The following is a 26,089-nucleotide window of genomic DNA, read 5'->3' as shown; positions in this document are numbered from 1 at the left end:
TATTTAATGTAAATGACTCTATTCTAATAGAATGTTTCCTTCTTTCGTCGCGCCAAAAGAAACATCAATTGTAATCCGTAATAATTTGATGAATACATGATAGTTCTTCCAATCGTAAGATACTCCGACTGGAAGAACTATCATGACGGGAAGCAGGTCCGACGTCCGGGTCAGATCACGGACGATTCGTAAGGAATCTCATCCGTAGTCTCGGCGACATCCTCATCGGTATCCGCGATATCGCTGGACTGCGCCGATTCTGAGTGACGGCCGCCAGCACTGTTCCCGTGTCTGAACCGGCGGGCGGCGACCAGTCCCACGCCGACGGCGAGCAGGGTGATTGCCGCTGCGATCACGCCCTGGATGGCGGCGCCGGTATGGGCGAGCCCGGTCCGGTAGCCGTTCCAGTCGTCGGTGTTGCTGACCACTTCGGTGTCGGGGCAGACGAGCCTGCCGTCGATCGTGACCGCGTCATCGGGTGCGGACGTCTCGTCCTTGCCGTCGAACGGATCCGGGTCGGAGACGACGCATTCGACCAGCGGCGTGCCGGTGACCGTGGCGCGGTCGGTGTGATGATCGGTCACGCCCTTGAGGATGCCCTTGACCTCGACGCTCTCGCCGGGCTTGAGGACACGGCTGTCCCAATCGGCGGGATATTCGAGATCGGTCACCCGGCCGTCGCCGGCGACCAGTTGGTCCTTGAGGTTCAGGTCCTTGGTTCGGTACCATGCGCCCTGCTTGGTGTCGGGGTCGGTGGTGCTGGTGTTGGTGATGGTGAACACGATGCGCGTGTCGCCCTGCATGGCCAATGCGTCCTTGACCTGGTCGCGGTCGCCGGTCGGCCAGCCGGAGGCCTCGTCCCATTTCTCGATCTTCAGGCTCGGGGTCATGTCGGGCGTGTGCGTCTCGACCTGGTTGGACGGGCGGCTGGTGCCGTTGAGTGTTTCGTCGAACCGGTTGGCGATGTGTTCGCCGGTCTTGACGCGCTTGCACTGGATGAACGCGGTCCATGCCTGCTCGTTTTCGTCGTTGCCGCTGACGAGGTCGAGCATGCGTTGGGTCGCCGTGACGGTGACCACGCCCTTGTCATCCTGGGCGAGGGTGAACAGTTCGCCGCCGTACATACCGGCGTCGAAGCCGCTGCCGGCGATCTTCACGCCCCTGCGGGCGATCACCTTGCCCTGTTCGGTCAGGTCGCGCATGGCGTACACGGCCCATTGGCCGGTGTACTGATCATGTTCGGTGTCGAGCGGGTCGGTGATGCTCCAGTCGGTGACCTTCTGGTAGGCGCGGTGCGCGGGCAGCACGGAGCTGTCGAGACGGTAGAGGAACAGGCTGTTGAGGTACACGCTGTGCTTGTCGATGGATTCGCCGTCCACCTTCACGACCACGTCCTTGGAGGGGTTGACGGGTTTGAGGGGGTTGGCGACTTCGTTGGTGTCCTTGCGGGTGTCGTTGACGACCTGCGTGGCTTTGTTCTTCACGATATGTCCGTCGGTGACCTTGATGACGGTCATCGGCAGGCTCACCTCGTAGCTCGTACCCAGCATCGACTGGTCGATGGCCGGCTCCTTCAACGGGTCGTGGGTTTTCTTTTCGGCGTATTCCTTGAGGTTCCTGGGCTGGGGGTCGCCCTTGATGGTCTCGCCGGTGGCCGGCACTTTCGTGTCCGCGGTCCTGGCGTACACGTAGGCGACGCCGTCGATCGCCGCGATGTTGAACTTCGCGGTCACGTCCTTGCCGGTAGCGGTGTCGGTGACCTCGATGTGCTTGGCGTCGAGGGAGAGGTATTCGTCGTCCCAGTCGTCGGTCATGCCGAGTCTCCAGACCTTGTAGGCCTGGTTGGTCTGCTTGGCGTCGATGGTCACGCGGTAGTAGATTCGGTCGCCCAGCAGCGCGGTCTTGCCGTCGATGCTGATGGACGGGTCGGCCTGGGTGTCCTTCTTCACGGGAGTGAAGTCGGGCGGCTCGTTCCATACCTTGTTGCTCGGGGTGATCATGTTGTTCAGGGTCAGGGCCCACTGGTTGCCGATTTTGGTGTCCGTGGGCGCGTCCTTGGCGACCGTGCCCTCGAAGCGGACGATGATGCGCGGGTTCGCCCCGTTGCGCCAGTTGGTCTTCACGTACCCGTCGGAGAACACGAGGCGCACCGCGTGCTGCGCGTCGTTCCACTGGGTCTCGTACTCGGTCTTCGGGATGAACCTGCCGGTGGACAGGTCGGTGACCTCCAGGGTCTGCTTGTCCACTTCAAGATGCTCGTCATAGGTGTCGGTGACCGCCACCTCGCTGACCGAGTACGCGAGATTGCCGGGCAGGTGGGGCTGGGTCTCCAGACGGTATTCCAAGCGTTGGCCCGGGTAGACGACCCTGCCGTCCACGGACGCCTGGTCGCCTCCCTGCGAGGATTCGCCGACCACGTCCTTGACGACGGGCGGTATGTAGCCGCAGATCTTCGGCTCGTTCGTGGGGATGGTGTGCGTGTTGACGGTCTGGGAGCCCTTGTTCGTCAGCGCCTTGCCGTCCGGCGCGGTGCAGAACGACAGTTCGTCGCTCGCCTGCTTGCCGAAGTCGTCGCGCACCTGGCCCGCGCCCTTGCCGTTGGCGTAGGCCGCCTTGCCGGGAATGAGCAGCGTGACCTGCTTCGCGGTCTTCAATCCCTTCAATCCCTCGCGATAGGCCCGGCCTGCGGTGGCGGTCACCGTGGTGCCTTCCATCGTGATCGTCCACTGGTCGGTGACGTCCCTGCCGTGGTTGGCGATGTCGGTGACGCTGGACTCGCGATCGGTGCCGGCATCGGCCTCGTACACCTTGATCTTCGACTTGTCGTCGGCGTCGAACAGGTAGTCGGCGGCCGACCAGTCGTCCGTGAGCGTCAGGGTTTCCGGGGCCTGGATGAGGTTCTTGGCGATGGTGCCGTTGACCACCGAGGCGACCCGGTCCCCGTCCAGAAGCGTCATATCGTCGGCGCCGGTCCGGTTGGTCTCCTTCGGGTCGATGACCGCCTCCCACTGGCCCTTCGCGTTCAGGCGGATCCAGCTCTTGTCGGGATTCGGCCGCCACGTATCGAACTGTTTCTTTCCGGCGTCGGCCTCGGGCTCGTGGTTCCACTTGCCCCACGCATGGTCCTTGACCTGCTGGAAGTCGGAGGGCTTCGACACGGTCACGTCGAAGCTGAACTCGTAGACATGGTCCATGGGCATCTCGCCCTTGTCCGCCGAACGCGCGGCCGGTGCCGTACGTGATGGTGGTGCGGTTCGTCATCCGGTCGGCGCTCACGCCGTCCTCGATCTTCTTGACCGGGGGTTCGGGCGGCACCGAGCTCACCTTCCAGGATTCGGCCGGATCGCGGTCCGCGGTGTCCACGGCCGCCTGCATGCGGCCCTGCTTGGGTACCTGGATGTCGATCCAGTACGTGCCCTCGGCCCAGTGTTCCATGCCGAAATCCTTCGGCGAGGCGAGATCGTCGAGCTGGGTATCCCCATTGCTCGGGAAGCTGATCGGCTTGCTCACGCTCTTCGCGGGCAGGTAGGGGCCGTTCTCGTAATGGATGATCGCGGTGCCGTTCAACGTCTCCCTGATCGCGGAACCGCCGTTGTCGGCGTGGATGACGTCGCCGATCGGGTCGGTGGAGCCGACCTGCATGTCGGTCTTCTGCTTGTGGCTGGTGGTCACGTTCAGCTTGTAATCGACCGGCGGCTGGTTCTGCGCCAGCACGATCACGCGGAACGAGGCGTTCGGGTTGGAGTCGATCGACTCCTGTGCCAGCGAGTCAACGCTGCGCGTGCCGAGCTTGTCCTTCCACGTGGTCGAGGTCGAGTACTTCTGGCCCTGATACGTGTAGTCGCCCTTCGCCTCGGCCTTCCACTGCGCCTCCCAACGGTTCTTCGCGTTCGAACTCACATAGCTGCCGTTGAACGAACCATCCGCCAAGCGCACGTAGCCCACCGCCACCAGACGGCAGTCCGCGTTCCCCTCACCCGTATAGGAGCGTTGGCACTCATCGATCGCGTCGCTCAAAGTCTTGTTCATGTTCACGAACTGGTTCTGCCCGTTCGCCAGATCGGACGACAGACGCACCTTCGCGTCACTCAACGCCGTCTTCATGCCATCCAGCGTGGCCGGCCACGAATCCTTGTAGATCCAATGCACATCGGCCGTCTGCGTCGGACCACCGCCCGAACCGCCACCGTCCTCACCGGAACCACCGCCACCGTTATCGGCCAACGCTACCGGAACCAGACAGGCCAGCAACGCCGCGGCGGCGGTGATCGACGCCACCGCACCGGCGCCCTTCTTCCCGAACCTCATACGAAATCCTTTCCCACATACGACAGAAGCGCCCCTCTCCGGGAAAGGGAGGAGACGGGGACTCCAGAACCCGCCTCCTCCCGGGTCCCTGGAAGAAAAGCACGCCCGCAAGCCCGACGGCCGGCCGCCGGACCCCGAAAGCACCATCAGCATCACCCCGCGCCAGGTGGTTCTGCGGCGGACAAACGTTGCCTCGGTCGAACCACCTCATCGTGGATCGGGGCTGTTGTGTCGCTCCGGTTATGATCTGATTACGAAACGCGGTGGTATGCACACAGGTTACGCTGTATAATAGTCATGTATTTCAATTAAAAATTGATTATTGTGAGTTTTAGAGAATGGCAATGTGATGATTCGTTTGAAAAGACTTGTTCTGGATGACATGAGGAACATATCGCATGGCGTCTTGGATTTCGATGATCTGCCCACCGGCGGCAGCGTCACGGGTATTTACGGGCAGAACGGGTCGGGCAAGACCACCGTCATCGACGCCATCGGGATACTGCGCGCGCTGTTGTCCGGGAATATGCTGCCGGATACCGCCGGTGATGTCGTCAGCGCCAGCGCCGGTTCGGCGACCGTGACGGCGACGTTCCTCATTGGAGATAAGCAGAAGCCGAGCTATCTTGAGTACAGGGTGTCCATGCGCAAGGCGAATCCGGATTCGACGCGGGCGCGCGTCGTCGCCGAATCGGTGCGTATCGGCGACGATCCCTCGCGTTTGGGCCGTGAGGTGCTGGGGCATCGTATGGAGGATTCCGAGGCGGACGGGTTCGTGTCGACCCCGGTCTACGTGTGGCGTTCCATCGAGGCGGTCAGTTCGGTGAAGACCGTGGTCTCGCGCACCGCGGACCGCGCGTACATGGAAGGGCGTTCGTTCCTGTTCTCCCGGTGCGCCACGCTCGACGACCGGCCGGACGCCGAGTTCCTGATCGACTGGGCGGTGGCCCGTGTGCGGGAGACGAATGGCGTGTCCTCCAGGTCGTTGACGTATATCAACGAGCGTTTCGGCGAGTTCGTCCGCCTGCGCGAGACGCTGTGCGGTTACGCGACCAACGACATCTTCGTGTCCACCACCCGTCGTGGCTCCTACGCCGCGTTCGCGATCATCCCGATCATGGAGGAGAACCCGGAAGGCCGCAACACGGAATTCCCGTTCGACCTGCTGCAGCCCAATCCACTGACCCCCGGCCAGGCGAAGCGGCTCGGACAGACCGTGGAGTCCTTCGACCGCATCCTGCCCACCATCGTGCCCGGCCTGCACGTCCTGCTGAAGACCGGCACCGCGCCTTCCGGCAAGGACGGCGAGGACCGGGTCACCGCGGAACTGTTCTCGCGCCGCGGCGACGTCATGGTGCCCTTCCGCTGCGAGAGCGAGGGCATCATACGCATCACCGCGCTGCTCGGCTACCTCAAGCACGCGTACAACGACGAGAACGCGCTGGTCGCCGTGGACGAGTTCGACTCCGGCGTGTTCGAACTACTGCTCGGCGACATGCTGGACCAGTTGGCGGACGGGTGCGCGGGGCAATTGGTGTTCACCGCCCACAACCTGCGTGCGTTGGAGGTGTTGCCGAACAGCTGCATTCGCACGACGGTGACCGATCCCGACAACCGGTTCGCGACCATCCCCCGTAAGTCCTCCACGAACAACCAGCGCAAACGGTACCTGACAGCCAGCGAGCTCGGATGGAACGGCCCCGACATCTATGATTCGCCCATACCGCGCATGTTCGGCAACAGCCTCTACGCCGCCGGCCACCCCGACGAGGACGACGACATCGACGACGATCTGGCAGCACTCAATGCCGCCGGGACGGAGGCGGACCGTGGCTAAACGCAAGATCGTCCTGCTGGTCGTGGAGGGCACGAGCGACGCCAGCCTGCTCGTGCCGGCGTTCTCGGCGTTGATCGAGAACCGCCTGTTCCAAGGTCAGGAATTCCATTGCGACGTGCTGACCGCGCCGAACCACCGCGAGGAATTCCATCGGCGCAACGGGTTCTACCCCGCGGACAAACCCTCGCAAACGGTGCGCGAACTCGTTGAGTATTATCTCAAGGACCATGATCGCACATGGGGCCAGCTCGGCCATGTCATCCAGATCTGCGATCTGGACGGTGCGTTCGCGCCTGACGACAGCGTGCGGGAGAACCCGTCAGCGGAAGAAACCCTGTATTCGACGACCGACATCGTCACCACGAACCGCGACGCTCTGATCGCGGACCGGACGACCAAGCGAAACGGCGTGGGCTCCCTGCTCAAACTCGACGGATTCAGGAAGAAGCAGGGCGGTCGCACCGTCTTGATTCCATACCGTCTGTTCTATGTCAGCCGCAACCTCGAACACGCGTTCCGCGGCAGGACCGACAACCTGGACGCGCAGCACAAGCAGAGCGGCGCCATCAAACTGGCCGACCGCTTCACACGGGACCCGAACCTGTTCTCGACGACTCTCCAATCCCTGCGACGCATACACGGCAACCCGGCCACTTGGGAGGAATCCTGGCGATACGCCATGCAGGACTTCCACTCACTCGAACGCGGCAGCAACCTCGCCTTCGTGGAACCATACCTGGCAGGCGAACTGCAATAGGTCATCCGTAGCTGGATAGCCTGGAGTCGCATTAGCAATCCTAGGACCATCCGGCTGCGGACACGAATTATGGTTAAGAATATGGACTTAGAGTATTTGTAACATAACGCAGAGGTCGTCTATAACATTGTATTTCGCATCTATTTCAGTTTCGACAAATGCGGGCATGATGTAGATAATGAGGACTATATGGAACGCGGATTCGCAGTCGATAAGACATTGTCGATGAATTGCAGATGATTGCGTACAAGGAAGTATACAATATGATAATACATGGAAAACATATCTCCGCACCTTATAAAAGTCCGCTATATCGCAATAATGAATATCATATTTCGGTTGGTAATCAGGGAATCGACCTAGATAGTATATATAATGACAACAAGGTTGAAAACGCTGAATTTTTACGATGGCTTGGATATGAGTCTTTCTGGCTTATTATTGGAATAATATTATCCTCTATTTCGGCCATAGCTCGTCATTATAAGGAATTATCTTTAAATGAGTTGGCAGAAAAATCTTCTTGGGATAAGACGGAATCTATACTAAAAGCTTTCCCCTGTTTTGCAGAAGATGCAGGCCTGTCTATTATCCTCGCTTTATTGGCGATAGTTGCGGGTCTTTCCGTGGGTATCGCAGTTGAGGATCTTTCAAAAAATCATATGTTTAGATTCAGATCTATGGGTAGAACGCTCATACGATTCAGTAATCTTTCCGTCTGCTTTCTCGGCCTGTCATCCGCTAGTCTGATTCTCCGGTATGGGAAAGGACTTGGTGTTCTTCTTATTTTTGGTTTATTGTTTTGTTTCACTATGCTTTACGGCATAGGCGATATATCTGTGAATTATCGTACTCGATTGAAGGAATTATCCAATAGATTGCACGAAGCGGAAAAAGAGCTATGCAATGTCGCCAATAGGAAAAGAAAGCGCTATGTGTTTCGCAGTGTGGGAAGATGGAATAGGACTCTTAATAGTATCGGATTGTCGTTTGTGATTCTGGTCTATGTTTGCTCATCCGTGCATCAGCATAAGTTATTGTTGGCCAATTTGGTGATTTCTTTTACATTGGTTGTTTTTTACTGGTTGTCAGTTTACGTTCTAGGAAGCATCCTTTATGATTCAATAAAGGTGTTTGAAGGATTGACGAAAGAAATTCGTCCACTAAAAATACTTTATCGTATTGCATTGTCAGTTTTCTCATTTACCGCATCAATGTATTTGAGTATGATTTTTATTCTTACGTCTCATCAATGCCTGTTTTATGTAAGCTGTGTTTTATTGTTTATCCTATTGCTTTATATCTGCTACTTTTCTTTATCGTCAAAAAATAGGCGGTTCCTGTTTATTGAAACAAGAACCGCAAAACTAAAGAAAAACGTCAGTTTAACTCGGCGACTTATTGGCCTAATGCAATCTGAGGAACAATTGGTTTAATTGGGTTAATTTTCTATATTTATCAAAGTGATTATCGTCCGGGTCATGTATATTTTTTTTTTAATGTTTTAATGACGCAGATAGCGAAAGCGCCAATGATAGCGATGGCGGCGAGGATTGCCAGTCGCGTTTCACGGCGTTCCCTGGCCGCCATGTCGGCCTGCCGGTTGGCCAGGGCCTCGGCTTCGGCGGCGACGCCGCTGGCGGCGATGGCCGCGATGTGCGCGCTCATCTGGTCTTCGAGCGTGGAATCCTCGCTCGTGCCATCGAAGGGCTCCTCGTTTTCGTTGTGGTTGTCGTTCATGGTTCTGCTCCGTTCCTGATTGTTGGATTGTTTGCTTTCCTGATTGTTGGCTTGCTTGATTGCTTGCTTGATTGCTTGCATGTCCGATTGCCTGCATGCAATCAAGTTTGATTGTTTGATTGTCTGCATGCGGGCTTGTCTGCTTGTCAGCTTTCGGCTTGTCCGGCGAGGATGGACATGCGGGCGGCGATGAGCGCGTGACGTGCGATCGCCAGATAGAGCTGGTGGCCCTCGCCGTCGCCCCAGAACCGGTCGAACCGTTCGGTCGGCATCATGGTGGCGGGATCGAACCCGTTCCACACGCCGCCGCAGAACACCTTCGCCGCCGCGTTCACCTCCTCGTCGGACGGCATGCCCGGATGCCCCTCCGCGGCGTCCGCGGCCGCGCGCATCTGCGCGCCGAGCACGCGGGCCTGCAATGGCGAGAGCGTGTACGCCAGTCCCGCCGTGGAGCCCGCGGGGAATCCCGTGTTCACGCCGAGGGTGATGACGTGCGCCTCCTCGCCGATGCTGATCCGGTCGCCGAGCACGGAGACCTCCATCGAATAGTCCATAGTGTCTCCTTTCCGCAGACGCATCGGCTTTCGGGATCGCGTCTGCATGTTTGACTGCCTGAATGTTTGGTTGTTGGCTTGTTTGCCTGCTGGATTGTCGGATTGCCTGATTGTTTGATTGTCTGACGGGTTACGGCTCGTCGTCGCTGTCGAATCGGTCGAGCTCGCGTTCGATGGCGTCGCGCAGGAGCTGCTGCATGGGCAGGTCGTGCGCGGCGGCCGTGGTCTTGAGCCGGGTCTTGAGCGACACGGGTATGCGCAGTGAGAGCATGACCAACGGTTCGCCCGTGGCCTTGGAGGTCTTGTTCTGTTGGCGCAGCACGTCGTCGAACGGTACCGGTCGTGCCAGTGGCTGGTAGTTGCCCTGCATGGTCTCACTCCTGCTTTCCGGCGATCTGCTGGAGTTCTGTGACGAGGTCGCGGTATTCGCCCTGCTGGTGCGGGTTGGTGCCGAGCGAACGCTTGTAGGACTGGGCCTTCGGCACGATCGTGTCGAACCGGGGAGTGTCCATGGCGTTGAGGGCGTCCATGGTGTCGCGGAACGCCTTCGTGTTGCGTTCGGCCTTGACCAGCAGCAGCGCGGCGGGCGTGCTCATCCTGGCCATGTCGAGGGTGCTCCATGCCTGCTGGAGGTCCATGGGCGAGTCCGACGCCGGCACGATCACGAAGTCGGCCGCCTTGATGGCCATGTCCAGGGTCGGTCCCTGCGGCGGCGCGTCAATGATCGCCCATTCGTCCGGGTCGGCTCCCGCGGCGAGCTGGCGGAGCGTGGCCTGGTTGGCGGGCAGCACGTCGAACGTCAGGGGGTCCGCGGTCTGTTCCGCGGCTGCGGCCCACAGGCTCGCGCTGGACTGCGGGTCCGCGTCGTACACGACGGCCCTGCCGCCCCTGGAAACGATGACCGAGGCGATGTAGATGCTGGACGTGGTCTTCGCGACCCCGCCCTTGGCGTTGGCTATGGCGATGCGCATTCGTTCTTCTCCTTTGCGACTGCCGGATATCATGCGAACCCGGTCAGTCGGTCGCTTGATTGTCCGCTTGTCTGATTGCTTGGATTCCTGCTTGTTTGAATGTTTGATTGTCTGACGGCTCATGCGGGGCGGGGCGATCGGCCGTCCTGCCCCGTGCGCGCAGGCGTCGTTGCTGGCGTTCGGCGCTGGCCTCGCCGGTGGCTTCGTCGAACACGTTCCGGTGGGCGCGTATCCAGTCCGTGAGCAGCCGCCAGCGTTGCGGCCACGGCAGGCCGCGGTCCCGGCAGGGGACGCCGTCGGCTTCGGCCATGCGCGCGATCCTGCGCCGGTCGGTGCACACCTTGCCGCCGTACACGCCCCATTCGAGTCCGCCGCTGGCCGCGTAGGCCAGGCATTCGGCGCGTACCGGGCATCGTTCGCACACGGCCTTGGCGACCGAGTGGAACGCCTTCGCGTCGCCGGGACGGTGCTCGAACTCCAGCGACCACAGGTAGTCGGACCATGGTTGCGGGAAGTCGCGGCATTCGCCGGCCTTCTTCCACGCCTCAAGACGCTGCCCGTCCCCGCTCATGGCCGCACCACCGCCTCCGCCGACGCGCCGGTCTTCGCCTTGCGCCGTCCGGCGACGTCGTGGGTGGCGTGGTTGCGTTTGTCGTACGCGCATACCGGGCACGCCTCCTGCGGAACGGCGCCCTCGATGTGCTCCTGGCATAGCGAGGTGCGCAGCAGCGCCGCCCCGTAGATCGGCACGCGGCTTGCGGACGATGAGCTGACCGGTATCGCCCGGTTGGGATCCTTGACGACCGGCAGCGGAGTGTCGGGTGCCCGTTTGCCCGTCGGGTCGGGATGGGTGAGCATCTCCAGCCGCAGCTGCACGTAGTTCGCGGCGAACCTGGCACCGCTGGCGAGCCGGGGCAGCCAGTAGCGGTTGCGGTACGCTCAGTCCATCGTCGCGACGACCTCGCCGTACGGTCGGTCGATCAGCAGCGAGTGAACGGCCTTGCGGTCGGCCATGGTCGCCGGCACGTCGAACCTCTGGTCCACGGCGAGCATACGTCGGCGGATGCCGTCGAGCACGCGCACCTCCTGGCCGGCGCGTTCCGTGACCGGTTCGGGCAGCTTGCCCGGGTCGGGCACCCACAGCGGGTTCCTGCAACCCCTTGGAGGCAATGCCTTGCCCCAATCGGTCGTCGGAGCGGTTTCGGGATTCGGGCCGGCAGCCGGCTGTGCGCTGGCTTGTTCGGCGTTGAGGGGAGCATCCCCGAAGGGGATGAGGGGAGAATTGTTTATCACTTGTCTATTGGGTGACTTTCTGTCCAAGATTCCGGGACAATTTGTCCTCGTCTCCACGTCCTTCGGCTCGGGTGACAATCCGTCGGGTGACAAATTGTCCTTCATCGGATCCGGCTTGCCGTCGCCTTCCGCCAGCGCGTCCAGGTTCCGGGGCTTCTCCTCGATGTTCTCGGCGGGATGGTCGCCGTCCATGACGACGTCCCACACGCGCGAGCGGTGTCCCTTGGCGATCGGCTTGCGGGTGCGCGGGTTGCGCGCCGACATCTCCTGGTCGCCGGGCCTGATGTAGCCCTTGCGCTCCAGCTCCTGCAACGAACGGATCACGGTGCGCTCACAGCACCCGCAGTTGAACGCGATGGTCTCCACGCTCGGCCACGCGGCTGCGCCATCGTCGTAATAGGCGCGGCGGGCCAGATACACCAGCACGAACTTGGTGATGCCCTTGACGTCGTCGCGCTCCCATGCCCAGTTCTCGGCTCTGCTGCTCATCGCTCGACCTTCCCGCCGTCATGCGCCGGGTCCGCTTCGCGGCGTTCGCGCAGCCTCGCGCCGATGTCGTCGCCCAGACGGGCGGCGCGGCACAACGCATACGAGAGAACGCCGCCGGACACGCACACGGCGGCAACGACCAACCACCACATGGTTCGGCCGGTATCGGGGAAACGGTCCGCGGACGCGCGCCTCAGCGGCGCGAGCCCCGGGACGGGTGGGCGAGCATGGACAGCACATGAGCCTTCGCGATGCGCAGATCGACGTTGCCGCCGGCCCGCGTCGTCCGCCGCGCGGCGTCGCGCCGGCGATTAGGCTCGAAGACAGATGCCGGGCGAATGCCGGCGGTATTGGTAGAATCGGTCATGGCGATGACCCTCCTTCACTTGGGATACAAGACGTCGGCGGCCGGGAATCTTGGCGGATGTACGGGTCGGAGACGCCTTCGGTTGTCGTTCGGTTCCGCGCCTAGTGCGCGGAACCTTCTTTTGCCGGAGGAGACAGCAGCCTGTTCACGAGGGCGGCATCGTTGTCCAGCACGAAATCCGACGGCAGTCCCTTCATCCGATACAGCCAGACGAGATCGGCCTGCTGCCAATGGAGGGAGCCGTTCACCTTTCCCGCAACCGATGACTTCGATTGCCCCATCTCCGCGGCCAGACCGCGGCAGGACAGACCCTGCTGCGCCATCCAACGAGCCACCGGAGACAGTACGGAAAGATGCTTTTGTCTACTCACAGTTGACATAGTAATTAAGTATTTTGCCTTTCGCAAGTCGGAGTGCTAATATCGTGTCCAGAGATGTTGGATATATCAACATGTGTTTGCGAAGCAGTGAAAGGGCGATTGCCATGACCACGACGATAAAGAAGCGGATGACGAACTCGGGCGAATACCTGCAGAAGGTGATCGTATGGAACATCAGCATGCTGCTCACCGCGCACGGCCTGTCCCAGACGGCGCTCACGGAACCCCTGAAGATGACCAGGGGCGGCGTCAGCGCGAAGATGAAGAACAAGAACACGTGGAGCATCCCCGACATCGCGGCGCTGGCCGACTACTTCGGCGTGCCCGTGACGTCCCTGCTGGACGACACGCTCATGCGTCAGATGCTGGGAGAGGGGAACTTAGGTGCATCTTTGGTGGCAGCGACCACCGCACGATTTCCTGTTCGAGCAGCTGAAGGCCAAGCTGACGGCCTGAAACCGTTGGAAACAAAAGGCTCCGGGCCACGATACCTCGTGGAAACCGGAGCCGGTGGGTACCCCCAGAGAGAGTCGAACTCTCGTTGTCAGATTGAAAGTCTGGTGTCCTAACCGTTAGACGATGGGGGCGAACAACTCGAGTTACTTTACTGGAGGTTGTTCGGTTATGCAAATCGACGGCATTTCGGCGTGTCGCAATCAGTGCAGGGCGACGGCCTGGTAGGTGAAGTCGTGAATCACGCGGCCGGCGGCCAGGCCCTTCTTCTCGAAGTTGGTGAGCACGCGGCCCTCGAACCGCTCGGATTCGGTGAAGTCGGCGTGCGGCATGTCGGCGGCCAGATCGGCGTTGCCCTTGCCCACGTGCTCCAGCGGGAGGCTGACGGTTACGCTGCCCAGGTTCTTCCACCCGTCGAGTCCGTCCATCACCTCGTGCACGTGCAGGGCATAGTCCTCGATGTCGGTGGCGATGCGCCAGACGCCGTCTGCGGCCAGTGCGCGATGGATGTCGCCGGCCATGGCCTCCTGCACGATGCGGCGCTTGTGGTGCTTCTTCTTGGGCCAGGGGTCGGGGAAGAAGGTCCATACTTCGGCTGCGGTGTCGGGCGCGGTGACCTTGAACAGCTCGGGCGCATTGACCTGGGCCACGCGAATGTTGGTCAGCCCCTGCTTGCCGGCGAGCAGCAGCGTGTGGGCCACACCGGGGTCATAGACCTCCAAGGCTAGGAAGTTCGTCTCCGGATGGGCCGCGGCTGCGGCCACCACGTTCTCACCCTGTCCAGTGCCGATTTCCACAATGAGTGGATTGTCGTTGCCCCATGCGGACTCCACGAGCGTGCGGTCGAGTGTGACGCCTTCGCGCACGTCCAGCAGATTGCCGGCCGCAATGTCCAACAGATATGTGCCGGCATAGTTGTCCCATGCGCGCTGCAGGCGATCGTCCAAACGTCCGGAGCGGCGTACGAAGGAGAGCACCTTGTGCAAGGGGTGCGCCGGTGCCTCGGTGTGGTCTGTGGCCATCGCGGCGACGGAATCGATTGCTGTGGATTCGGGATCGGTCATATATTCCTCGGATTTTCCTTGTGCGCCGCACCGCTGTTCATTCATTAGGTCGATTTGGCGTTCATTAGGTAGGTGGTATGCGATACCAACCACCATATCAAGCCATTTGCCCGGTGTCCGTGCGGGCCGGCTCCGGGCCGACCTACCTAATGAACGCCAAATCGACCTAATGAATGCAGATATTGCCGGACGACACCACCGTTTTGTGCGATTATGTTCGTGTGATATACTAAAATTGTTTCAAAAGGTAACAAAGCGGACCAAAAGTGAACAGCCGCTGAACTCCCGACGGCCGACACTTGCAACCCGCACAAGGAAAGGTCAACTATGACAGTTCTCGTCACCGGCGGCTGCGGCTACATCGGCGCGCATGTCGTTCACGCACTCCATCAGGCCGGCGAAAAGGTCGTCGTCGTCGACGATCTGAGCTATGGCAAGCCCACTCGCATCGAAGGCTCCCGCCTGTACGGCATGGATATTGCCGCCCCGGGTGCCGGCGAGCGTCTGGCCGAAATCCTCGATGCCGAAGGCGTCGACTCCGTGATCCACTTCGCCGCTCGCAAGCAGGTCGGCGAATCCGTGGAGAAGCCGCTGTGGTACTACCAGCAGAACATCAACGGCATGCTCAACGTGCTCACCGGCATGACCCAGTCCAAGAACGCCAAGAAGCTCGTCTTCTCCTCCTCCGCCGCCACCTACGGTGTGCCGCCGGTCGACGTGGTGCCCGAGGACGTCGTTCCGATGCTGCCGATCAACCCCTACGGCCAGACCAAGCTGTTCGGCGAATGGATGGCCCGCGCCTGCGAGCAGCCGTTCGGCATCCGCTTCTGCGCGTTGCGCTACTTCAACGTGGCCGGCTGCGGCCCGGTCGAACTCGAAGACCCGGCTATTCTGAACCTCATCCCGATGCTGTTCAACCGCCTCAAGCAGGGCAAGGCCCCCGCCATCTTCGGTGACGACTATCCGACCCCGGACGGCACCTGCGTGCGCGACTACATCCACGTTTCCGATCTGGCCGATGCCCACATCGCCGCCCTCAAGTACCTCGATCGTGACGAGCGCAAGTACGACGCCTTCAATGTCGGCACCGGTGAAGGCACCTCCGTGCGTCAGATCGTCGACGAAGTCAAGAAGGTCACCGGTCTGCCGTTCACCGAGGCCGTCATGGCCCGCCGCGCCGGCGACCCGCCGCACCTGATCGGCTCCCCGAAGCGCATCAACGAGGAGATGGGCTGGCACGCCAAGTACGACGTGGAAGACATCGTCAAGTCCGCGTGGGATGCCTGGCAGGCCAACCCCGAACACCACATCGACGTCGACACCTGGAAGCAGGCTGACTGAGATTGACGATTGCTTTGCGGTGGATGCCGTGAAGCGTTTCCGTCCATAAGGGCGTGGCCGGGGTTCCGGTCGCGCCCTTCGTCGTTTTGTGGATGTTTGTGACAGACGTGTTCGTGTGCTGGTGATAGCAAAAACCTTGAAATTATGCGGAACACGCCGAAGTTTGCGCGACCGGCGAATTTCAGTAATATATACATCTGTTGCCTCACGCAAGTGAGAACAATGGCCCCGTAGCTCAGTTGGTTAGAGCGCCGCCCTGTCACGGCGGAGGTCACCGGTTCAAGTCCGGCCGGGGTCGCTGGAATGGTTATGGAGCCCGGGTTGTCCGGGTTTTTGACTGTTCATGGCTCTGTAGCTCAGTTGGTAGAGCGAGCGACTGAAAATCGCTAGGTCAACGGATCGACGCCGTTCGGAGCCACCACAATGAAGCCCCGCCTTGTGCGGGGCTTTTGCATATCCGTCACGTACCTACTCCGGCGGGCTGGCCGGTCAATGCGAAGGCTCGCGTTCGCCAACAACTGTCTTCCTCACCGCAACTACGCACGCCAACAGCACCAATGCGAACATCGGGTTAGGGTTAAGTAAAGAAACGTGGGCCTTATCCGCGCGTGTCATGGTCGGTGCGATCGTCCGCCTCAGCCGTTTCTGGGGCTGTGGCGCTCATAGAGTCAGTATTGCAGAAAAAGCACCCGCGAGATGCGCGCGCAAAGAGAATCGTGTGGGACGGCACGTGATTTTGCCGATTTTTGACGTGCCGTCCCACAGCGTTCGAAGAACGCCCTCAGGGCTGAGGGCAAAGAACGGCTCTATTCTGCGGTTCTCGGCTTATGTCATGCGGGATAGCAGATGCGTCAACCGATTGACGTATCTGCTATCCCACACTTTTGTGGGACGGCAGATGAACAATGGTAAAAACCGCGTGCCGTCCCACGGAAACGGAGTCAGGCCTGCCACCATTGGCGCAGAGGGTACCACTTGCCGTCCGGGTGGCCCACGCGATCCGGCTTGACAGCCAGGAACTGGTGAATCTGGATGCCATCGAGCTCGAAGTTCAGAGCGCAGGCGGCCATGTACATACCCCATACCTTGGCGCGTTCAAAGCCGACCTGCTTGACCGCGTCGTCCCAATGCTCGGAGAGGTTCTGGTTCCAGTGATGCAGGGTGAGCGCATAGTGCTGGCGCAGGTTCTCCTGATGCACCACGTTGAAGCCGGCGTCATGGATGCACGATTCGATGAAGCCGGGCGCGCCGAGGTCGCCGTCCGGGAAGATGTAACGGTCGAGGAACTCGTCGGTACCGGGCTTGCCGTGGGGTTTGTCGTGGCTGATGGTGATCTGGTGGTTCAGCAGCCGGCCCATCGGCTTCAGGAGGCGGAACATCTCTTCGAAGTAGCTCTGGTAGTTCTTGACGCCTACGTGCTCCATCATGCCGATCGAGCAGATACCGTCGAAGTCATGCTCGGGCACCTCGCGGTAGTCCTGTACGCGCACTTCGGCCAGATCCTGCAGCCCTTCACGGGCGATCCATTCGTTGGCGTACGCGGCCTGTTCCTTGGAGAGGGTGACGCCGAGCGCCTTGATGCCGCGACGGGCGGCGGTGATGACCATCGAACCCCAGCCGCAGCCGATGTCCAGTAAGTGCTGGCCGGGCTGCAAGTCCAGTTTGTCGAGAATCAGGCGCAGTTTGTTGGCCTGTGCGTCTTCAAGGCTCATGTGCTCGTTGTCGAATACCGCGCAGGTGTACGTCATGGAGGGGCCGAGGAAGTCGGCGTAGAACTCGTTGGACATGTCGTAGTGAAAGCTGACGGTTTCCGAATCGGCCTTTTCGGTGTGCGGCATCAGGCCACGCTTGATGCGGGCGAACTTGCTTGGGCCCTCGGTGGCGGGCACCGGCGGCTTCTTGAAGCCGTGACTCAGAATGCCGGCGGATACGCGGGCAATGGATGCGGGAGTGAGTGGGCGAACGTATTTGGCCAGCGACACCAGCTTGCGCATCGCCGGATACGGGTCGGCGTAGTCAATGTCGTCCACGTCGAAATCGCCCAGAATGTATGCGCGCACGATGCCGATTTCATTCGGGTGCGCGAGCAGCTGGTACATGCAGTTCGGCGCGGCGATTTTGACCTTCAAATCCGCGTCTGCCGGGCCAAAATGCGAGCCGTCAAAAGCGTCGATACGAACGGGAGTGTCGGGGTCGAGAAACAGGGATGCCATCTCGCCGACCGTCATAGCCCTGCCATTTGCCATTATCTGCCTCATTCTCTTATGATGATCACCCCAATTGTCGAGGTATCTTAGTCCTCTTCAAGAGACTGAAACCGTTGAATACACCATCTGGTGAACCAGTTCGCGTTCGGCTGATGAAACACGAATGGAATTAGGCATCTCGCATATTGATTGCGTACGCGCGAAGTAAGCGGATAAGAGACGAGTTTCTCGGAGAGCACCAAGCGACTCCGGAAAATGGTCTTATCGTTGAGATCTCGGGCGATTGAACTGGTTTGGTCAATGGACAATAATTTGACAAGTGCAGAATTCCGCCATTTCGTGCCATTATTTTCAGTGTTGTTCTTTCAGCGTGTTTTCAGGTGAATGCTCATGCGCGGAGTAGACTGGGGAACCGTTGGACCACTCAAAGAGTGAGCGGACCACCAGTTAAGACACTAGCTCAAAAGGAGAGTCCCTATGGTATACCGCATGATTTTCAACCAGACTGCATACTTCGGACGTGGCGCGATCAAGGAAATTCCGGCCGTCGCCAAGCAGCACGGCTTCACCAAGGCATTTATCGTCACTGATCCGGTACTGCTGGAGACCGGCACCGCCGAGAAGGTCACCAAGGTTCTGGATGAGGCCGGTCTGGCGTATGAGGTGTTCTCCAACGTCAAGCCGAACCCGCCGGTAGAGTGCATTAAGGACGGCGTCGCCAAGTTCGCCGAGTCCGGTGCGGACTTCCTGATTGGCCTGGGCGGCGGCTCCCCGCAAGACACCTGCAAGGGCATCGGTATCATCACCGCCAACCCGGAGTTCGCCGACGTGCTGTCCCTGGAAGGCGTCGCGGATACCAAGAACCCGTCCGTCCCGATCTTCGGCGTGCCGACCACCGCCGGTACCGCTTCCGAGACGACCATCAACTACGTGGTCACCGATACCGCCAACAAGCGTAAGTTCGTGGCCGTCGACCCGCACGACATCCCGATCGTCGCTTTCGTGGATCCGGACCTGACCGACTCGATGCCGCGCGGCCTGAAGGTCGCCACCGGACTTGACGCCCTGACACACGCCATCGAGGGTTACATTACCCCGGGTGCCTGGAGCCTGTCCGACTGCCTGTCCATGCAGACCATTCGCATGATTGCCCAGAACCTGGCCAAGTCCGCCGATGGCGACATTCCGGCTGGTGAGCAGATGGCCTACGCGTCCTACATCACCGGCATGGCCTACTCGAACGTGGGCCTCGGCCTGGTGCACGGCATGGCTCACCCGCTGGGCGGCCGTCTGGGCGTGGCCCACGGTGTGGCCAACGGTATTCTGCTGGCCCCGGTCATGGAATACAACAAAGACTTCACCGGCGAGAAGTACCGCGACATCGCCGATGCGTTCGGCGTCGAGGACGCCTACACCGGCGACCTGGAGACCGTGCGCGAAGAGGCCGTGCAGGCCGTCCACAAGCTGACCGTGGATTTGAAGAACCCGACCACGATTTCCGAAGTGGGCGCCACCGAGGGCGACCTTGAGCCGCTGGCTCACGACGCCTTCAACGACGTGTGCACCCCCGGCAACCCGCGTCAGGCCACCGAAGAGGACATTCTCGCGATTTACAAGTCGCTGATGTGATTCGTCGATGACGCCGACGATGCCGGTGGGTTCCCGACGAGGGGAACCCACCGGCATCGCTATCTCTCGTGCCTTTCGTCGTAGACTTCGTCGGTGGTGGTCTCGTCGTACAGCTGCTTGCCTTGCGCCTCCGCCAGTTCCATCTGCTCGTTGATCCACGCGGCTTCAGCAGGATTGATATCCGCGGAATTCAGCACTTTCTGCCACACCGGGTAGAACATGTGCATCGCCGGATACATGGCGGTGAACAACACCTCTGGCTTATGCGTGCGTGTATGTTGCGGATGTGCATCAAACGTATTCTTAAAACGTCGCATGTAGTTCAGGAATGAACCCAGCGACGTGTCCATCCGTCGCGCGCTCATCGCGGCGATCATGCGCGGCGAGTACACGGTTTTCAGATTCTTGCCCATCAGATGCAGGGAAATATCGATATCCTCATGCATCACATCGGCCTTATCTCGGCAGACCTCATTCGCGATCTGATGCCAAGCCGAAGCGCGCAAGGCCATATTGGAACCGAACAGCAGCGGCTGTCCGCCATCGGCGCGGTAGATTCGCTTGCGCAAGGAATTGTCGCCCTTCAACCCGAAATGGCGTGAGGGCATGTCGTAATACATCACCGGACCAGTGGCACCCATCGCGGCCGGGTCTTCGGTGAAGATGCCGGAGACCACCTCCACCCAGTCGGGCCGAATCATGCAGTCGGCATCAAAACGGCCCAGCACATCGCCGGTCGCGGCGTCCAGGCCAAAGTTGCGGGTGGGAATCAGTCCCTGTTCATCGTTCTGATGCAATAGTTTGACCGGGGCCTCGGGATGTTCGGCGATGAACTGTTCGACAATCGCGCAGGTGTTGTCCGTAGAACGGTTGTCCACCACCAGCACCTCATGCGGCATGATGGTCTGACGGGTGGCGTTCAGCAGGCAGTCGCGGATGCGTTCGGCTTCGTTCCACGCTGGGATGATGATCGAAACGTTGAGCATGACATCAACAATAGAAAAGCGGGTGTACGCCGCCGGCGTATCCGAGCTTCAAACCCCTCGCTACAATGGGGAGCCATGAGTGAACGCGCGCGAAACGTAAACAGCACCGACACGTCGAGAACCGGTGCCGCAGAAGCCGGGACAGACCCGGGCGACGAGAATCGTATCGACTTTGGTACTTTGTTCCCCGCCAAGGGAGATTCCCGCAGGCCACCGGAATGGTTCGGCCGCGCGCTGCTGTATGTGGCCCTCGCCGTCATCGTGTTCATGTTCTGCTGGCGCTCGTGGGGCGACATCTCCTATCTGGTGTTCGACATCATCATCTCGCTGTTCCTGGCGCTGGCCGTCGAACCGCTGGTGGTGGCGCTGGTGGCTCATGGCTGGAAGCGTGGCGTGGCTTCCGCCGTCAGTCTGGTGGGCGTGGCCGTGGTCGTGGGTGTGCTGCTCACGCTGTTCGGCAATATGTTCGTACAGCAGATGATTGCCATGGTCCGCGGTTTGCCGGCAATGTATGAGCAGATTCGTGAGTTCGCGGACCAGTACACCACGTTCAAGATGCCGGAAATCAGCAATCTTGGCATGGAAATCTTCAACAATATCCAGACCTCGTGGGTCACCGATTTCGCCGGCACCGCCATGAGTACGGTGGGTGGCCTGTTCTCCTTCCTGCTGAACCTCATGACCGTGGTAATGACCACGTATTACATCTCCGCCGCCGGCCCAAAGCTGCGCCGCTCCTTCTGCCAGTGGCTGGCCCCCAACACGCAGCGCCGATTCCTGCTGGTGTGGACCGTGGCCCAAGGCCAGATTTCGTCCTTCCTGTTCTCCCGTTCGATTCTGGCGTTGATCAACGCCATTTGCACTGCCATCTTCTTGGAGATCCTGCATGTGCCCTACTGGCTGCCGTTGGCCCTGTTCTGCGGCGTGGTATCCCAGTTCATCCCCACGGTCGGTACCTATATCGGCGGTGCGCTGCCGGTGCTGTTCGCTTGGGGCAACCGCGGGTGGACGTACGCCGTGGCGGTGCTGGTGTTCATCATCGTCTACCAGCAGATTGAGAACCTGATTCTCTCGCCGAGGATTTCGCAGCGCACGATGGATATCAACGCGGCCGTCGCCTTCCTCTCGGTGCTGGCGTTCGGCTCGCTGTTCGGCGCGTTCGGCGCGTTCCTGGCGCTGCCGGTCACCGCATCGCTGCAGGCCATCTTCCGTGCGTACACCAAGCGCTATGAGCTGATTGACTCACCGCTGATGAACGATCCGACTCCGGAGAAGAAGTCCAAGATCGTCGAGGCGTCCGAGGCGTTCGGCGAGCACGTATTGCAGCCAATCGGCGAGCACATGCCGCGTGCGGCCAAGGGGTCCACCAGCCGTGTGCCGATGAACGAGGAACTGCGTTTGCTGCAGGAACAGATCTATGCGATTCCGCCACACGAGACGAAAGAATCCGCTTTGGACGATTCCGCCACCGTGGCGATTCCGAAGAACGTGCTATCCTCCAGCGCTCGCAAGGGATTGCGCGGCGCCGAGCCGGAGTCGGATGCCGATGATACCGATAATGCCGATAATACAGTCGGTGCGGATGCAAGCTCTGATGAGCCGGACACGGCGGCGATTCCGCAGCGTGGTGCCGCGGATACGCAGCAGCCTGAGCGGCCCGAGCAACGCAAGCAAACCAAGCAGTCTGATCAATCTGCCTCCAGCAATCCTAGGGCGGGGTGGCGCTGATGACCCTGCTTTCAGTACTCGATATTCTTCTGGTAATCGTCGGTGGTGCCGGCATGATATATCAGGGACTGTGTATCGTGATGTCCCTGTTCGCCAAGCCCGTGCGCTTCCCCGACGCCCCGATGACCAACCGGTATGCCGTGCTGATCTCCGCGCGCAACGAAGAAAAAGTGATCGGCAACCTTATTGGGTCGATTCGCGATCAGACCTACCCGTCCGACCTCATCGACATCTGGCTGGTGGCCGACAACTGCACCGACAACACCGCCGACGTGGTGCGGTCTTTGGGCTGCCATGTGGTGGAACGCCACAATCTTGAGCTGGTTGGCAAGGGATATGCGCTGACGTATCTGTTGGGGCATATGCTCGACATCGGTGTGGCCGACGACTATGAGGCCTACTTCGTGTTCGATGCCGATAACAAGCTGGACAAGCACTACTTCGAGGAAATGAACAAGGCGTTCTGCTCCGGATTCAAGATTCTGACCAGCTACCGTAATTCGGTGAATCTGGCGGATAACTGGGTGTCTTCTGGTTCTGCGCTGTGGTTCATCCGTGAATCGCGATTCCTGTCTAACTCGCGTATGATTCTCGGCTCCTCTTGCCACGTGGGCGGTACGGGATTTATGTTCTCCCGCGAGGTGATGAAGCGGAACAAGGGATGGAAGTTCCATCTGCTCACTGAAGATCTTGAATTCACTATGGATTCGATTCTGCATGGCGACCGCATCGGCTATTGCGGTACTGCGATTCTCTACGACGAGCAGCCGGTTACCTTCTCGCAAAGTTGGCGTCAGCGTTTACGTTGGAGCAAGGGATTCCTGCAGGTATTCCGTTATTATGGCTCGGCATTGCTGAAACGCGCGGTTCGCGAACGTGATTTCTCCTGCATCGACTTCACCTTGATGCTGTGTCCGTTTACCGTGTTGGGCGTGATTCGCGCGGTAATGGGCTTGCTGTTCGCCGCGTGTGGCTTCGTGAGTTGGCCGAGCCAGCTGCAATCGCTGGCCAGTTGGTCCAGCGGCATCATCATATCGGTGTTGGGCCTGATGGCATTGGCTGCATTGACCATCATTGTCGAGCGCGACCAGATCGGTGCCACGAACAAGGAGCTGCTCGCCTATGTGCTCAGCTTCCCGATTTACATGCTCAGCTACGTGCCGATCTCCTTCCAGGCCCTCTTCTCCAAAGCCCAGTGGAAGCCCATCGCGCATAAGGGTTGACCGAGTCCGCTAGTTGGAGCTGCTCAGCGGGGCACTACAACAGCAACCCGGGGGTTTGCTTCGCTGAGGGTTGGCTGGTGGGCTAGAGTGGATGTATGAGCTTAGACAATACTCAAAGGAATGTCGGATTTCAGCCGCCGATGATGCCAGCCGCCGCCCCCGCGCCTGCACAGCCGTCGCAACCGCAGCCACAAGCATGGCCGCCGAATCCGAATGCGGCGGTGTCCATTCGTGGCCTGTTCAAGCACTTCGACCGGAAGATCGCCGTCAACGGACTCGCGCTCGATATTCCGGTCGGCTCGTTCTATGGACTTGTAGGCCCCAACGGCGCCGGCAAAACCACCACGCTCAATATGGTGACCGGTCTATTGGTACCGGACGCCGGCACCGCCATGATTTTGGGCCATGACGTGTGGAGCGACGTGAACACGGCCAAGCGCATGATCGGCGTCATGCCCCAGCCCGACCAGATCTTCGACCGACTGACCGGTTTGCAATTGCTCGTCTACTCCGGCATGCTGCGCGGCATGAGCCGCGATGAGACCACGCGTCGCGCCCAGGACCTGCTCAATGCTTTCGACTTGGCCGGGGCCGCCAACACGATGGTCACCGATTATTCGGCCGGCATGACCAAGAAGATCTGCCTGGCCTCCGCGATGATTCATAGCCCTCGCATTCTGGTCCTGGACGAGCCGTTTGAATCCGTGGACCCGGTGTCCAGCGCCAACCTCAAAGACATCCTCATCGAATACGCGAAGACCGGCGGCACGGTGATTATCTCTTCGCACGTGATGGCATTGGTCGAAAAGATGTGCACGCATGTGGCCGTAATCAACAACGGTCTGGTGTGCGCGGCCGGCACGGTGGACGAGGTCGCCGCCGGCGAAGAACTCGAAGACCGCTTCCTGCAACTGGTCGGCGGCCGCCACGAAGCCGCCCATCTCGCATGGCTCGACGGCGGGCAAGCCCAAGCCCAAGCACCAACTTCGGTCCAGCCGGTCCAGCCCATTCCGCTTACAACCGCCACGCCCGCCACACCCACCGATGAGGCCCGCCGATGATCAGCAGCGCCATCACCCTGGTCCGCCTGCGCTGGACGCTCACGCTCGCCACCCTGCGAAAATCGGCGTGGCAGACCGTCGCCTATGTCTTTTCCGCCGTACTCGCGGCCGGCACCATCATCGGCACCGGCGTGCTCGCGTGGTTCATCGGCATACTGCCGCCCTTCACCGTGAACGCGGATGGCTTTCCGCTGAACATCCTTGGTTCCGGAGGCATCGTCAACATAGTCGTCGTGCTGGTCGGCGCGACCATGACCATCTTCATCGGCTTCATCCAGCTCATGATGCTTGGCGAAGGCTCCACCATGAACCCACGCAAATTCGCGCTCTACGGCATCGCCGACCGCAACCTGCAATTCGGCTTGCTGCTTTCCGGCCTGTCCGGCATCCCCGCCCTTACCGGCGTGGCCTCACTGATGCTCTGGACACTGGCCTATCGGCATATGGGACCAGCCGTAATCATCAGTTCCCTCCTCGCCGCAGTGCTGGCCGTCATCACCATGATGAGCATCTCCAAACTGCTCATCGCCCTATTCACCACGCTGGTGACCAGCAAACGCGGCAAAGGCGCGTTCTATATCTTCATCGTGCTGACGTTCGTTATCATCTGTCAGTTGCCGAACATTCTGGTCAACTCCGGCGTGGCCTTCAGCCTCAACACCGAAACCTGGGGCGCGGCGACCACCATCGTCGCATGGACGCCGTTCGGCGCGGCCTTCCAACTACCGTTCGACGCGCTTACCGGAGCCTGGGCGGTGCTGCTCGCCCGCATCGCCATCCTTGCCGTCACATGGATTGTCTGCTTCGCCGTCTGCACCTGGTGTCTGAGACATGAACGGCTCACCATCGGCGCAAACAGTCCGTCCGAGACCGCCAAAGGCATCGGCGCATTCGCATGGATGCCCGATTCGGCATCCGGCGCGGTTTCCGCACGCCTGATCACCTATCTCAAACGAGACCCCCGTCAAGCCATGACCTTCGCCATGCCGGTCCTGTTCCTGATCATCTTCGCCTTTCAGGCACACGGCATCAGCGCGGTCGTCTGGCAGTCGCTGATCTGGTGCGGCTGGTTCATGTCCGTCGTGGAAAGCAACGGGCTCGCATATGACGGCCGCGGCTTCACCATGGAAGTCATCGCCGGTGTGCGTGGCCGGACCGACAGAATCGGCCGCGTACGCGTCTACGTCGGCATCATGGTCGTCTACATGGTGCTGCTCTATCTCGCCGGCATCGTGCTGGTCGGCGCACTGACCGGACGCTGGGCGCAGCCCGATGACCTCGCTGCCGGCCTGATCTTCCTCGCCACGGGCATGGGCATCGCCTTGAGCGGACTGGGCGTGGCCGAAGTCACCTCCTGTGTACTGATGTACCCGGTCGCCTCAATGGACAAGCCGTTCTCCGCGCCTCAAGGCCGCGCCATGGCCCAAGGCTTCTTCCCGTTCGTCTACATGCTTGGCAGCCTGCTGCTCATGCTGCCCACTGGCATCGTGGCGCTGGTCATGCTGCTGACAGGAGCCGAAGGCGGCATGTGGCTGGCGATTATTCCGGTCGCGCTGGCCAATGGCATCGGCATTCCCCGGATTCAACTTGTAAGTGCAACGGCTGGTTTCGGGTCGGTTTGTTTTGATTGTAGCTTGGCCATCTCCTCGTCCCATACCTCGTTGGGCGTTTTGTAGCCGAGGAGCTTCATGGGGGTGTCGT

At 60.3% G+C, this 26,089-nt stretch carries 21 protein-coding genes, 3 tRNA genes and 4 pseudogenes; 12 read left to right on the top strand and 16 right to left on the bottom strand.

The window, feature by feature from the left end; all coding sequences use genetic code 11:
- Positions 1–170: 170 nt before the first annotated feature.
- A pseudogene (locus FYJ31_RS07380) lies at positions 171–4,308 on the bottom strand (LPXTG cell wall anchor domain-containing protein).
- A gap of 349 nt (positions 4,309–4,657) precedes the next feature.
- Here FYJ31_RS07380 and FYJ31_RS07375 point away from each other — a divergent pair.
- The 3 genes from FYJ31_RS07375 (at position 4,658) to FYJ31_RS07365 (ending at position 8,338) form a co-directional block, all read left to right on the top strand.
- Entirely contained in the window at positions 4,658–6,145 is a 1,488-nt protein-coding gene (locus FYJ31_RS07375) for an AAA family ATPase (RefSeq protein ID WP_012472183.1), read from the top strand.
- The gene (locus FYJ31_RS07370) at positions 6,138–6,902 is read left to right on the top strand and encodes a hypothetical protein (RefSeq protein ID WP_010081576.1); all 765 of its coding nucleotides are present in this window, start codon (positions 6,138–6,140) and stop codon (positions 6,900–6,902) included. Before FYJ31_RS07375 ends, FYJ31_RS07370 begins: the two co-directional genes overlap by 8 nt.
- A gap of 236 nt (positions 6,903–7,138) precedes the next feature.
- Entirely contained in the window at positions 7,139–8,338 is a 1,200-nt protein-coding gene (locus tag FYJ31_RS07365) for a hypothetical protein (protein WP_229773920.1), read from the top strand.
- Positions 8,339–8,381: 43 nt separating this feature from the next.
- On the opposite strand, the gene FYJ31_RS07360 is transcribed toward FYJ31_RS07365, so the two are convergent.
- The 10 genes from FYJ31_RS07360 to FYJ31_RS07335 all read right to left on the bottom strand — a co-directional run bounded on the left by FYJ31_RS07360 (position 8,382) and on the right by FYJ31_RS07335 (position 12,639).
- Positions 8,382–8,723 carry a hypothetical protein gene (locus tag FYJ31_RS07360; RefSeq protein WP_154536419.1) on the bottom strand — a complete coding sequence of 114 codons (342 nt, stop codon included), beginning with the start codon at positions 8,721–8,723 and terminating at the stop codon, positions 8,382–8,384.
- Between the two features lie 65 nt (positions 8,724–8,788).
- Positions 8,789–9,196: a transcriptional regulator gene (locus FYJ31_RS07355; protein WP_154536390.1), complete on the bottom strand. Its 408-nt coding sequence runs from the start codon at positions 9,194–9,196 to the stop codon at positions 8,789–8,791.
- A 130-nt stretch (positions 9,197–9,326) separates the two neighbouring features.
- Positions 9,327–9,566 (bottom strand): BrnA antitoxin family protein, encoded by a 240-nt coding sequence (locus FYJ31_RS12790; RefSeq protein WP_229773917.1) that lies wholly within the window; start codon positions 9,564–9,566, stop codon positions 9,327–9,329.
- A gap of 4 nt (positions 9,567–9,570) precedes the next feature.
- Positions 9,571–10,200, bottom strand: coding sequence for a ParA family protein (locus tag FYJ31_RS07350; protein ID WP_229773915.1), 630 nt, complete (start codon positions 10,198–10,200; stop codon positions 9,571–9,573).
- Between the two features lie 10 nt (positions 10,201–10,210).
- Positions 10,211–10,738 (bottom strand): WhiB family transcriptional regulator, encoded by a 528-nt coding sequence (locus FYJ31_RS07345; protein WP_012576939.1) that lies wholly within the window; start codon positions 10,736–10,738, stop codon positions 10,211–10,213.
- Positions 10,735–11,043 (bottom strand): hypothetical protein, encoded by a 309-nt coding sequence (locus tag FYJ31_RS12785; protein ID WP_229773914.1) that lies wholly within the window; start codon positions 11,041–11,043, stop codon positions 10,735–10,737. Before FYJ31_RS12785 ends, FYJ31_RS07345 begins: the two co-directional genes overlap by 4 nt.
- Positions 11,044–11,106: 63 nt before the next feature.
- Positions 11,107–11,949, bottom strand: a complete 843-nt coding sequence (locus FYJ31_RS07340) for a helix-turn-helix domain-containing protein (RefSeq protein ID WP_229773912.1) — start codon at positions 11,947–11,949, stop codon at positions 11,107–11,109.
- Positions 11,946–12,101, bottom strand: coding sequence for a hypothetical protein (locus tag FYJ31_RS12465; protein ID WP_012576941.1), 156 nt, complete (start codon positions 12,099–12,101; stop codon positions 11,946–11,948). The genes FYJ31_RS07340 and FYJ31_RS12465 overlap by 4 nt, the downstream gene beginning before the upstream one ends.
- A gap of 41 nt (positions 12,102–12,142) precedes the next feature.
- On the bottom strand, positions 12,143–12,316 hold the full coding sequence (locus FYJ31_RS12460; protein WP_012576942.1) for a hypothetical protein: 174 nt from the start codon (positions 12,314–12,316) through the stop codon (positions 12,143–12,145).
- A 101-nt stretch (positions 12,317–12,417) separates the two neighbouring features.
- Positions 12,418–12,639: a hypothetical protein gene (locus FYJ31_RS07335; RefSeq protein ID WP_154536389.1), complete on the bottom strand. Its 222-nt coding sequence runs from the start codon at positions 12,637–12,639 to the stop codon at positions 12,418–12,420.
- A gap of 128 nt (positions 12,640–12,767) precedes the next feature.
- On the opposite strand from FYJ31_RS07335, the pseudogene FYJ31_RS13305 reads away from it, so the two are divergent.
- Positions 12,768–13,034 (top strand): annotated as a pseudogene (locus FYJ31_RS13305) (helix-turn-helix domain-containing protein); the annotation flags it as partial.
- A gap of 177 nt (positions 13,035–13,211) precedes the next feature.
- On the opposite strand, the gene FYJ31_RS07325 reads toward FYJ31_RS13305, so the two are convergent.
- Both FYJ31_RS07325 and trmB read right to left on the bottom strand, forming a co-directional pair.
- Positions 13,212–13,283, bottom strand: a tRNA-Glu gene (locus FYJ31_RS07325).
- Positions 13,284–13,352: 69 nt separating this feature from the next.
- Positions 13,353–14,258 carry a tRNA (guanosine(46)-N7)-methyltransferase TrmB gene (trmB, locus tag FYJ31_RS07320; RefSeq protein WP_195839474.1) on the bottom strand — a complete coding sequence of 302 codons (906 nt, stop codon included), beginning with the start codon at positions 14,256–14,258 and terminating at the stop codon, positions 13,353–13,355.
- 282 nt (positions 14,259–14,540) lie between these two features.
- On the opposite strand from trmB, the gene galE reads away from it, so the two are divergent.
- From galE to FYJ31_RS07305, 3 genes are all read left to right on the top strand, one after another.
- Entirely contained in the window at positions 14,541–15,554 is a 1,014-nt protein-coding gene (galE, locus tag FYJ31_RS07315) for a UDP-glucose 4-epimerase GalE (protein ID WP_007052365.1), read from the top strand.
- A 224-nt stretch (positions 15,555–15,778) separates the two neighbouring features.
- Positions 15,779–15,852 (top strand) — tRNA-Asp (locus FYJ31_RS07310).
- Between the two features lie 47 nt (positions 15,853–15,899).
- Positions 15,900–15,975, top strand: a tRNA-Phe gene (locus tag FYJ31_RS07305).
- Positions 15,976–16,495: 520 nt separating this feature from the next.
- Here FYJ31_RS07305 and FYJ31_RS07300 read toward each other — a convergent pair.
- A complete protein-coding gene (locus tag FYJ31_RS07300; RefSeq protein WP_154536387.1) occupies positions 16,496–17,800 on the bottom strand; it encodes a class I SAM-dependent methyltransferase in 1,305 nt (434 codons plus the stop codon).
- 438 nt (positions 17,801–18,238) lie between these two features.
- Between FYJ31_RS07300 and fucO the strand changes: the two genes are divergently transcribed.
- Positions 18,239–19,390: a lactaldehyde reductase gene (gene fucO / locus FYJ31_RS07295; protein WP_065472168.1), complete on the top strand. Its 1,152-nt coding sequence runs from the start codon at positions 18,239–18,241 to the stop codon at positions 19,388–19,390.
- Between the two features lie 59 nt (positions 19,391–19,449).
- Here fucO and FYJ31_RS07290 read toward each other — a convergent pair whose 3' ends face one another.
- On the bottom strand, positions 19,450–20,376 hold the full coding sequence (locus FYJ31_RS07290; protein WP_077424716.1) for a glycosyltransferase: 927 nt from the start codon (positions 20,374–20,376) through the stop codon (positions 19,450–19,452).
- 75 nt (positions 20,377–20,451) lie between these two features.
- Between FYJ31_RS07290 and FYJ31_RS07285 the strand changes: the two genes are divergently transcribed.
- From FYJ31_RS07285 to FYJ31_RS07270, 4 genes and pseudogenes are all read left to right on the top strand, one after another.
- Positions 20,452–22,104, top strand: coding sequence for an AI-2E family transporter (locus tag FYJ31_RS07285; protein WP_154536386.1), 1,653 nt, complete (start codon positions 20,452–20,454; stop codon positions 22,102–22,104).
- Positions 22,104–23,327, top strand: coding sequence for a glycosyltransferase family 2 protein (locus tag FYJ31_RS07280; protein ID WP_131203295.1), 1,224 nt, complete (start codon positions 22,104–22,106; stop codon positions 23,325–23,327). The genes FYJ31_RS07285 and FYJ31_RS07280 overlap by 1 nt, the downstream gene beginning before the upstream one ends.
- Before the next feature lie 140 nt (positions 23,328–23,467).
- Positions 23,468–24,388, top strand: coding sequence for an ABC transporter ATP-binding protein (locus tag FYJ31_RS07275; protein WP_032682973.1), 921 nt, complete (start codon positions 23,468–23,470; stop codon positions 24,386–24,388).
- Positions 24,385–25,962: pseudogene (locus tag FYJ31_RS07270) on the top strand (ABC transporter permease); the annotation flags it as partial. The gene FYJ31_RS07275 and the pseudogene FYJ31_RS07270, both read left to right, overlap by 4 nt.
- Positions 25,963–25,970: 8 nt before the next feature.
- On the opposite strand, the pseudogene FYJ31_RS07265 reads toward FYJ31_RS07270, so the two are convergent.
- Positions 25,971–26,089: pseudogene (locus FYJ31_RS07265) on the bottom strand (IS30 family transposase); the annotation flags it as partial.

Source organism: Bifidobacterium sp. WCA-178-WT-4B (genome assembly GCF_009696495.1).
GTDB classification, from domain to species: Bacteria; Actinomycetota; Actinomycetes; order Actinomycetales; family Bifidobacteriaceae; genus Bifidobacterium; species Bifidobacterium infantis.
This window is presented reverse-complemented; position numbering and strand designations above follow the sequence as displayed.